The sequence below is a fragment of the Pseudomonas sp. UBA6276 genome, from assembly GCF_002438365.1.
Taxonomy (GTDB): domain Bacteria; phylum Pseudomonadota; class Gammaproteobacteria; order Pseudomonadales; family Pseudomonadaceae; genus Aquipseudomonas; species Aquipseudomonas coleopterorum.
In genome coordinates, this window is record NZ_DJUS01000051.1 from 33,806 (window position 1) to 41,507 (window position 7,702).

At 56.6% G+C, this 7,702-nt stretch carries 8 protein-coding genes and 1 pseudogene; 6 read left to right on the forward strand and 3 right to left on the reverse strand.

Going from position 1 to position 7,702, the window contains the following annotated elements; translation table 11 throughout:
• Positions 1-23: 23 nt before the first annotated feature.
• On the reverse strand, positions 24-722 hold the full coding sequence (locus tag B2V21_RS05935; protein ID WP_286916313.1) for an SOS response-associated peptidase: 699 nt from the start codon (positions 720-722) through the stop codon (positions 24-26).
• Between the two features lie 95 nt (positions 723-817).
• On the opposite strand from B2V21_RS05935, the gene B2V21_RS05940 reads away from it, so the two are divergent.
• From B2V21_RS05940 to B2V21_RS05965, 5 genes are all read left to right on the forward strand, one after another.
• A complete protein-coding gene (locus B2V21_RS05940; protein ID WP_056842449.1) occupies positions 818-1,246 on the forward strand; it encodes a LexA family protein in 429 nt (142 codons plus the stop codon).
• Complete coding sequence (gene umuC / locus B2V21_RS05945) at positions 1,233-2,510, forward strand: translesion error-prone DNA polymerase V subunit UmuC (RefSeq protein ID WP_286916314.1); 1,278 nt, start codon at positions 1,233-1,235, stop codon at positions 2,508-2,510. The genes B2V21_RS05940 and umuC overlap by 14 nt, the downstream gene beginning before the upstream one ends.
• 594 nt (positions 2,511-3,104) lie before the next feature.
• Positions 3,105-3,281 carry a Com family DNA-binding transcriptional regulator gene (locus B2V21_RS05955; protein ID WP_286916315.1) on the forward strand — a complete coding sequence of 59 codons (177 nt, stop codon included), beginning with the start codon at positions 3,105-3,107 and terminating at the stop codon, positions 3,279-3,281.
• Positions 3,282-3,299: 18 nt separating this feature from the next.
• Positions 3,300-4,205: a lipid II-degrading bacteriocin gene (locus B2V21_RS05960; protein ID WP_286916316.1), complete on the forward strand. Its 906-nt coding sequence runs from the start codon at positions 3,300-3,302 to the stop codon at positions 4,203-4,205.
• A gap of 9 nt (positions 4,206-4,214) precedes the next feature.
• Positions 4,215-4,502, forward strand: coding sequence for a hypothetical protein (locus B2V21_RS05965; RefSeq protein WP_286916317.1), 288 nt, complete (start codon positions 4,215-4,217; stop codon positions 4,500-4,502).
• A gap of 91 nt (positions 4,503-4,593) precedes the next feature.
• Here the strand turns inward: B2V21_RS05965 and B2V21_RS05970 are convergent, their stop codons facing one another.
• Both B2V21_RS05970 and norR read right to left on the reverse strand, forming a co-directional pair.
• Positions 4,594-5,499, reverse strand: coding sequence for a DMT family transporter (locus B2V21_RS05970; protein WP_286916318.1), 906 nt, complete (start codon positions 5,497-5,499; stop codon positions 4,594-4,596).
• A gap of 298 nt (positions 5,500-5,797) precedes the next feature.
• Positions 5,798-7,381, reverse strand: a complete 1,584-nt coding sequence (gene norR, locus B2V21_RS05975) for a nitric oxide reductase transcriptional regulator NorR (RefSeq protein ID WP_286916319.1) — start codon at positions 7,379-7,381, stop codon at positions 5,798-5,800.
• A gap of 124 nt (positions 7,382-7,505) precedes the next feature.
• Here norR and B2V21_RS05980 point away from each other — a divergent pair.
• A pseudogene (locus B2V21_RS05980) lies at positions 7,506-7,702 on the forward strand (globin domain-containing protein); the annotation flags it as partial.

Below are 7,702 nucleotides of genomic sequence, written 5' to 3' on the forward strand. Positions count from 1 at the left end.
TTCAGCGGGCGGCGAATACGGCTTCAGGACGCCTCATCGATCGGCGCAATCAGCTCGGCACCCTGATTGCGCACGTTGCCAACCGCCTTGCCCACCGCGTGCCATCGAAAGTCGGCCACCGGCCGGCCTTCGTGCTGGGCGATCTCGATACTGCGCTCGGCACTCAAGTCGGCTTCCAGCCACTCCTGTGCCTGCTCCGGCGCCAGCACTACCGGGCGGCGGTCGTGGATGTCGACCATGCCTTCATTGCTGGCATCGGTGATGATCACGAAACCATCGCCTTCACCAGGCTCAAGCCCCGACGTGACCTGGGCGAGGGCGGCGAAGAACATCGGCTTGTCGTCCGCAAGATGAATGAACCAGGGTTGTTTCTTCTTCGGGTCATCGGCGTCCTTGACCCACTCATACCAGCCGTTGGCGGGTATCAGCACGCGGCCGTTGGGCCACAGCTGCTTGAAGAACTTTCCCGTCGCGACCGTCTCGACCCGCGCGTTGATCGGGGCAGGGCGCTTGCCCTGGGCCCAGAACGGCGCCCAGCCCCACTTCACCGAATCGATCGACAGGCCCTGCTCGGTGCCCTGCAACACCATGGCCCGCTGCGTCGGCGCGATGTTGTAGCGCACCTGCGGCTGCGGGTCGACATAACTGATGACCTGCTGACGCGGGGCCAATTCACGCAGATAGACGTCCATCGCTTCGTACATCGAGTAGCGACCACACATGGTGTTCTCCGTCAGATTGTCGCGGTCTCTTGTTGACCTCCAAGGTCGTACAAAGTTAACTGTATATTCGTACAGTATCAATACCAGGCAATCCCATGATCACTATTCTTGGCCCGCTCGCTCCGGGCAGCACCGCGCATCCGCTGTATTCATTCAAGGTCCCGGCCGGTTTTCCTTCGCCCGCCGCCGACCATATGGAGCAGCGCATTTCGCTGGATGAACTGCTGGAGATCCGCGCACCGCACATCTACCTGGTGCGCATCCAGGGCGACAGCATGCAGGGCGCGGGGATCTTCTGCGGCGACCTGGTGATCGTGGACCGCTCGATCGAGGCCGAGCATGGCCATGTCGTCATCGCCGCGGTGAACAGCGAACCCATGTGCAAGCGTCTGCACAAGCGCGGTCGCGAGGTGATCCTCAAGTCGGCCAATCGCGAGTACCCGCCGCGCTACATCATGGAAGGCGACGAGCTGTTGATCTGGGGCGTGGTGACCTTCAGCGTACGTGCCCATGAAAAGGAATGAACCGGTCTTCGCGCTGATCGACTGCAACAGCTTCTACGCCAGTTGCGAACGGGTGTTTCGTCCGGATCTGGCCAAGACGCCGATCGTGGTGCTGTCCAACAACGATGGCTGCGTGATTGCCCGATCGGCCGAGGCCAAGGCGCTGGTGAAGATGGCGTCGCCGTATTTCCAGATCAAGGACCTGCTGCGCCAGCACGGTATCGTGGCGTTTTCTTCCAACTACGCGCTGTACGGCGACATCAGCGAACGGGTGATGTGCATCATCGAGTCCATGGTGCCGGCCCTGGAGGTCTACAGCATCGACGAAGCGTTCGCCGACCTCACCGGCATGCACCAGGACCTGGACGCACTGGGCCGCGACATTCGCGAACAGGTCTACCGGCGCACCGGCATACCGGTAGGGGTTGGAATTGCCGGCACCAAAACCTTGGCCAAACTGGCCAACCATGCCGCGAAGAAATGGCACAAACAGCTGGGCGGGGTGCTGGACCTGCGCGAAGCCGGTCGCCGTGATCGCCTGTTGAAGGTCACCCCGGTGAGCGACGTCTGGGGCATTGGCCGCAAGATGAGCGCACACCTGCAGGGCATGAACATCGCCACCGCCTGGGACCTGAGCTGCGCCGATCCGGCCTTGTTGCGCAGCCGCTTCAGCGTGGTGATCGAAAAGACCGCCCGCGAACTGGGCGGCACACCGTGCCTGGCGCTTGAAGACCCCGATCCGCCCAAGCAGGAAATCTGCTGCAGCCGGATGTTCGGCAAGCGCCTGACCGAGATCGCCCCGATCCGCGAGGCGGTGGCCAGCTATGTGATGCGGGCCTCGGAGAAGCTGCGTGCGCAACGTTCGTTGTGTCGGCAGCTGCGTGTGAGCATTCGCACCGGCATGCTCAACCCACTGGAAGCCAAGTACGCCAATGGCGTGGTGGTACAACTGCCGTACCCCACCGACGATGTACGCCTGTTGACCAAGGCAGCGGTGCAGGGCCTGGAATTCATCTTTCGCAGCGGCTTCACCTACAGCAAGGCCGAAATACTCCTGCTGGGCCTGTGCCAGCGCGGCGAGTTCACCGACGACTTGTTCGCCAGCGCCCAACCGGCCACCGCCGAACGCCTGATGCAGGTGCTCGACGCGGTCAACGGCCGCTGGGGCAGAGGGACTTTGCGTCCAGCGGCTGTGCCGACCAACCCGGACTGGGGCATGCGTCGGGAGATGATGAGCCAGAGTTATACGACGCAGATCGAGCAGTTGTGGACGATCAGGGGGTGAGTGTTCCGCCGTCGGGGTCGAGCATGGGCACATCCTCATCGGCACGATGAACAGCGAACCCATGTGCAGGCAACAACACCAACGTTGACCCACAACCAGGGACGAAAGGTGACGTGTCATGCCGGGATTAGACAACGCCCGGTTGTGGCTATCTATTCCTGCGACCCACACAGCTCCTGGCAACGACCGGAGAGTGCGCCGATAAACAGGCCTCCCTTACGATGGCCGCCGTCCGCTTTCGTGATGCGCTTATTCATATCGCCGGCTACGTGAGGCTGGGAAATGGATGCGGGTGTGAAGCCCACGTTCCTTCCTGGCATATTATCGGGCATGGCTTAGCCGCCCGGTTCGAGGGGATTGCTGGGCGACACATGGTAACCCACGGTCTGATATCTGAGCCGTATCTGACGCCTCGTCGTGTAGACACTGCCCCAAAGCAGCAGAAAGCCAAGGAGGCTGAGCCATGCTGACCAAGAACCCTTGCCCGAAGAAATGCAAGGTCCCACCTGCAGGGCCTCATTCGTGCCTACAGAGAGCTTTCAGGCCTAGTGCAGCCCTGACTGTACAGTTGGCAGAAATCAAAAGGTTTTGCAGATGTTGAAAGATGTTCGTTGCGGTAAGTGCAACAAACTACTGGCCCGAGCGGCCGGTGTAACACAGCTCCAGATCAAGTGCTCCCGGTGTGGAGCGCTGAATCATGTGAGGGCCTTGAGCTCCGAGCTATCGCCTTTGAGCGACATGCAAGCGAAATCATTCGCGAAAGTCATTTAGTTCAAAAGGTATTTTTTTATGGGTAACACAGTCGAACTACCAGCAAGCTACGTGTACGCATACGGACCGTCCGGGATTTCCAGCGGACTGAGCAATGTGCCTATGCCCTCAGGCCCATCCAAACCTGACCAACACCGATCGTTTTTGGCAAGTGGTGGGATCAGAAAAGTTTTCGCAAACGGACAAGGTTTGTTTGCAACTGCGAATCAAGGTGACAGCCAGGGGGCGCTACAGGCATGTTTTGACGGTCTTGTAGGACTGACCGAAGAGCAATTTAAAAGCCAGCTCCGCCTTCATTCTGATTGTCAGAAGTACATGCTCTCAACGTTGGTTAGTTCCAGAGGTTATGTGTCTGGAACTGGAAATGCCGGTGAAGTTGATTACTCAACTGCTTACTTTCGAATAATGTCGGGCAAAAAATATTCTCAAAAAGTTATTGATAGTCAATATTATGATTTTTACGGTACCCCACTGATGCCAATTGCCGGAATTTACTACTGGCTTTTCGGAGGTGGTAAAACCCGCTATGTGAACATTGGGTCTCTTGGGCTCGCTATGGTTCCCTCTGATTTCAAGCCTGTTATGGATGCTGTGGCAACGAAAGGGCCTGGGACGTACGCCATCAATGATCAGTTTGAGTACAATGCTTTCCGGTTCATGCTCAACCTCTATGCTGCTGGCCTGATCGGTCGCATCAGTGGTAACGTAAGCGGTACTCTTAACATCGGATCTGACGGTAGCTGGCAATTTGACGGGTATTACACGTTGAAGCCAGATGCATATGATGCAGACCATAGCAACCGAACGTACATGCAGGAAAAGCTCACGGATTTCCTTAGATTTTTGGGCGATAGATTTGGATACAATAACTATCTGATCGTCATAGAAGGCAGTCAGAAAATTAGCTTCAGTGGTCGAAAATAAAGGAGTCCTATGCGCCAAGGTATCTTCATCGGTGCTGCATTGCTAGCAGCATTAGCTGGCTGTGATGATAGCGGCGATATGTTTTGCCCTGACAAAGGTCGAGATTTTTTTGATCAGTCCGTCAAGGCTTACTTCACAAAACACCCACCTGTAGAAGGCATTGAGAACGTCAAAGTTCTGTCAGGTGCCACTTACGACACTGCGACCAATTGGTGGGTGGTCCCTGTAGACGTAGGCGAGGATAAGTGGAACGCGCTATTGAGCTGTGACGGGCATTTGGAGCTGTCTGGTCGATAGTAATTCTAAACCATGGTGTTTGATGGTACCCGCCTGAGAGTGCCTGTACTTGGATTTTAGTGCGGTATCTGCTGTGGCCAGCTTCTAGCCTTTATGGGTGGAGGCTCCTTGAAACCCATGCAGGCCGCACTATATTCACGATCAACGCACTGGCAAGAATGAGGGCAAAGCCAATGATTGTGCTGGCTGGAGGTTTTTCACCAAAATAGGTCATGGCCAACACAACAGAAATGACAGGTGAAAATAAAGTCGCGTAGCTTGCGTATTCGGCGCTCTGAAGTTTGATCAGGTAGAACCAGATATAAAAAACGATCGCGCCCCCAACGATGCCCATAAACAGAATCGCCGCAGCAGCAGATAACGACAAGCTTCCAGGAAACGCCACGATTTCGGTGGGCCAATCTAGAAATAGCGGGGACACCAGGAAGGTGCAAAAGCAACCGAAGGTGACCTGCCAGAATACTTTCACCCGAAAATCTATATCGGTCTTCAATCGCTGGGCGATGAGGGAACCGATCGACCAGGAGAGGGCGCTTGACAGGATGATCAAGTGGCTTGAAGAAAATTCAAGTTTTCCGATAATCAACCAGATGCCTATTGAGCAGAACGTCAGTGAAGCAATGGAAAAACCATCGAGTTTACGATTGAGTATCATCGCAAAAAAAGAGGTAAAACAAGGCATTGTATAGATTAGGGAAGTGGAGTCGGAAATGCTTAGGTGCTCCAATGCTATATTGTTTAAAACCGGAACGAGAAAAACATTTGGAGCTGCGATAATGAAAAGCTTTAGATAAAGCATGGCGTCTAAGGTGGTGCTGAGGGCATTCACAGGTTTCCAAAATACGGCGTAGAGGAAAAGAACACTGATAAAAGCGCATGCCAACCGGAATGGCCAAGCGCCCAAGGCCTGAACACCAATCTTTGAAACCGGCAAGCCAGCGCCCCAGATCAGCGCCATGACAGCTATAAGGAATACGCTTTTTTGAAAGGGCGACATTATCTGATCAACCATAACGAGCAATGAGGGCGATCCGGTTTTGAGCCTGGGGCGCCGTTACTATTGATGAAGGCTGCTGAATTTTTTGCTGCGCTGGTGTTTATAGGGTACGAGTCGGCGATTCGTTTTTTTGTTTTGCATCGAGTTGTTTCTCCAGGCTCCAGAATCGGTTCTCGATTTTTACTAAATCTTTGATTTGACGAGGAAGTCCTGTCAAGTTCAGTTATTGCACAGCAGTAGCATGAGTTCGCGATAGCTCGATCGATGCTCAGCAATGAGCATGGGTTGAAGCTTGTTCCTACACACGCTGAACGCTGACACCCAGCCGTGCTGCAAGCCTTGCCAGATTGGCTCGATCCAGGCCAAGGCTCCTGGCGGCGGCAGTGACATTGCCTCGATGCTGGATCAATGCGCTTTCCAGAAGCTCTCTTTTGTAATCATCCACGGCGGCCTTGTAGTCGACAGGCGTAGACCGAGTGGGGTCAGGCGACTCAGGGAGTTCTGCTTCCACTGTTTTCGCCGCCGGCAGGTCGAAGTCGTCTGCCATCAGGACGAGCATGTCTTTACGGGCTGAACCTGAAACCCGCTTTTTCGCCTTCAGCACGGCCCTGGCGATCTGGTGTTCCAACTCGCGAACATTGCCGGGCCACACGTAGTGACCGAGCGCCTGTTTGGCGGGGGCGGCGAACCTGACCGGGGGCAGTGCCATGCGGTACCGGTTTTCTTCGGCGAACGCGCCTGCCAGCAGAAGAATGTCCTCCTTGCGCTCTCGCAGCGGCGGCACGCGCAGCGGATACACGGTCAGGCGATGATAGAGGTCGGCGCGAAAGCGGCCGGTCCGAACTTCTTCAGCCAGGTCTCGGTTGCTCGCGGCCAGCAGCCGGATATCGACCACATGGGAACGGTCGGACCCTACGCGCTGTACATCACCGCCTTGCAGCACCCGGAGCAGCTTGGCCTGCACCGACAGCGGCAGCTCGCCGATCTCGTCGAGGAACAGTGTGCCCCCACTGGCCATCTCGAATTTGCCCAGGCGATTCTCGACGGCGCCTGAAAACGCGCCTTTGACGTGCCCGAACAGTTCGCTTTCGACAAGGTGTTCAGGCAAGGCGGCGCAGTTGACGCTGATCATCGGCTTGTCGGCGCGGTGAGAGTGGCTGTGGAGCCGACGCGCCACTAGCTCTTTGCCGACCCCCGTTTCACCGGTAATGAGAACGGTCAGTTCACTGGGTGCCACCAGGTCGATTTCCCCCAGCAACTGTTTGAATGCCTCGCTGGTGCCGATCATCCGCTGAGGCCCGCCCTGGTGAGCCAGTCGGTAGGCATCGGCGCGCTTGCGTTCACCCTCGAGGGCGCGCATCAATTGGTCGAAATGCCCGGCGGCCACCACGGTGGCGGCAGCCAGGCGCGCGAACGTTTCCACTGTCTGCAGATCGTCTGCGGAGAATTGACCCACCTTCAACGCGTCCAGGGTCAGGACACCCCAGATCTTTTCGTTGATGCGCAGGGCGCAGCCCATGCAGTCGTGCACCGGCAACGTGCTGGCGCCGATAAGGCCGTCGTAGGGGTCTGGATAAGGACAGTCGGGCGGAAAGAGTATCGCGCCCGGTGCCTCGATGATCGCTTTCAAGCGCGGGTGGCTGTCCACCGGGTACCGTCGGGCCATGGCATCGACCGCCAGTCCATGGGCGGCTTCGGGTATCAGCACGTGATCTTCAAGACGCAGGATGGCGACGGCATCGGTCGGCACCAGCTGCCGTAGCGCATCGAGCACACGCTGGTAACGGTGTTCTGCGCTGATCTCGGCCGTGAGGTCACCCAGCAGGGGTAGAAGCGCCCGGAGCGCGCGTGATGACTGAGTCGAAATGACCTTATCTTTCATATTTGAGTCTTTTTAACCGAGTCGAAACGACTCTCAGAAACCAGCCGTAGCCTGATTTCGTTGGGTTTTTTTGATGGCATGACGGTTGCTTTGACGATATCACTAATCGGCATCCGGAGTTCACATGCTCACTCAAGCTCAGCGCGACATCATCAAGGCAACCATCCCGCTCCTGGAAACGGGGGGTGAGGCATTGGCGACCCATTTCTACACCATCATGCTGGACGGTCATCCAGAGGTTAGACCGTTGTTCAACCAGGCGCATCAGGCGAGCGGATCGCAACCTCGGGCGCTCGCCAACGGCGTGCTGATGTATGCCCG

Coding starts and splice junctions, on each gene's coding strand:
- B2V21_RS05955 (WP_286916315.1), top strand. CDS start 3,105: ATGTTGAAAGATGTTCGTTGCGGTAAGTGCAACAAACTACTGGCCCGA.
- B2V21_RS05940 (WP_056842449.1), top strand. CDS start 818: ATGATCACTATTCTTGGCCCGCTCGCTCCGGGCAGCACCGCGCATCCG.
- umuC (WP_286916314.1), top strand. CDS start 1,233: ATGAAAAGGAATGAACCGGTCTTCGCGCTGATCGACTGCAACAGCTTC.
- B2V21_RS05960 (WP_286916316.1), top strand. CDS start 3,300: ATGGGTAACACAGTCGAACTACCAGCAAGCTACGTGTACGCATACGGA.
- norR (WP_286916319.1), bottom strand. CDS start 7,381: ATGAAAGATAAGGTCATTTCGACTCAGTCATCACGCGCGCTCCGGGCG.
- B2V21_RS05935 (WP_286916313.1), bottom strand. CDS start 722: ATGTGTGGTCGCTACTCGATGTACGAAGCGATGGACGTCTATCTGCGT.
- B2V21_RS05970 (WP_286916318.1), bottom strand. CDS start 5,499: ATGTCGCCCTTTCAAAAAAGCGTATTCCTTATAGCTGTCATGGCGCTG.
- B2V21_RS05965 (WP_286916317.1), top strand. CDS start 4,215: ATGCGCCAAGGTATCTTCATCGGTGCTGCATTGCTAGCAGCATTAGCT.